The organism is Aerococcus sp. L_32 (assembly GCF_050689315.1).
The window spans coordinates 1-997 of sequence record NZ_JBOEQF010000631.1; the positions used below are offsets into that span (position 1 = coordinate 1).

The 997-nt window shown below is 35.5% G+C and carries 2 protein-coding genes; both read right to left on the bottom strand.

Features of this window, described 5'->3' with window-relative positions:
- Positions 1 to 432: FAD-dependent oxidoreductase (locus tag ACRCJ0_RS15290; protein WP_431391056.1), on the bottom strand; the 432-nt coding region annotated here is incomplete at its 3' end.
- A gap of 348 nt (positions 433 to 780) precedes the next feature.
- On the bottom strand, positions 781 to 997 hold a 217-nt coding region (locus tag ACRCJ0_RS15295), incomplete at its 5' end, for a cadmium resistance transporter (protein ID WP_431391057.1).

Below are 997 nucleotides of genomic sequence, written 5' to 3' on the forward strand. Positions count from 1 at the left end.
CTTGCTCCCAGGTTTGGCTAATTTTCGGAGGTTTCGGTAATCTTTTAAGTTTCTTAAAGCTAGGACACGCTCGCTCTCCAGCCCATCAATCCACTTTGGAGCGCCACCCAGTGAATAAAGCAATTTTTCGTATTGATAGATTTCTCCACTCTCAATCTCAATCGTTTGTTGATCGGCATTAATTTTCTTCACAGTTGTCCCAGTTAAGATATCAATCGATTCATCATCCGAAATATTATAATATATCGTTTCTTTTGGATAGTCTGGCTCTGTCCAAAATTCTTTACTTAATGGAGGACGATAGTAGGGTTTGTCAGTTTCTTGCGTGACTATCAACAATGTTCCTTTACGGTCATTCTTACGAATTTCCATTGCGGCATTGGCACCAGCCATCCCGCCACCTAATATTATATATTTATATGAATATTGCATAAATCATGCCTCCCTTTTTCTCTTCCTACATATATTACCAAAATTCTTCTTAAATGTTTTTGTATACGCTATATTTCTTATTCTCTCTCGAATTAGATCTATGATTGTCTCAGTTATTCAAGTACAACCTATTAATAAAATATCAGCTTATTTATTTCCCATTTAGAGAATAAGAAAGCTGTGATCCATAATTGTTAAAAAATATACATAAAAATGAGACACGAAACGATGCTAATTATATTGCATCGTTCTGTGCCTCTTTCATATTCCGGTTGTGTTATATGTATCTGAGCTCAACCTTATATACTTTAATGGTATATTCTACTTTCCGTGAAGCTGCTTAAAATTCTATGCAATCAGTGACCAAAGATGTTGAATCGTACCATTCTCTAACAGAATAAAAATACCCAAACCGATGAAAACGACTGGTACGATGACTTTTTCGTAACGCTCAACTACTTCACCAATCATAGGAACCGAAGCTAATCGTTTGGATAAATAACACAAGGTAAAAATCCCAATGATAAAAACAAGGATCACAACCATGACTTCCTGGAAGGACATT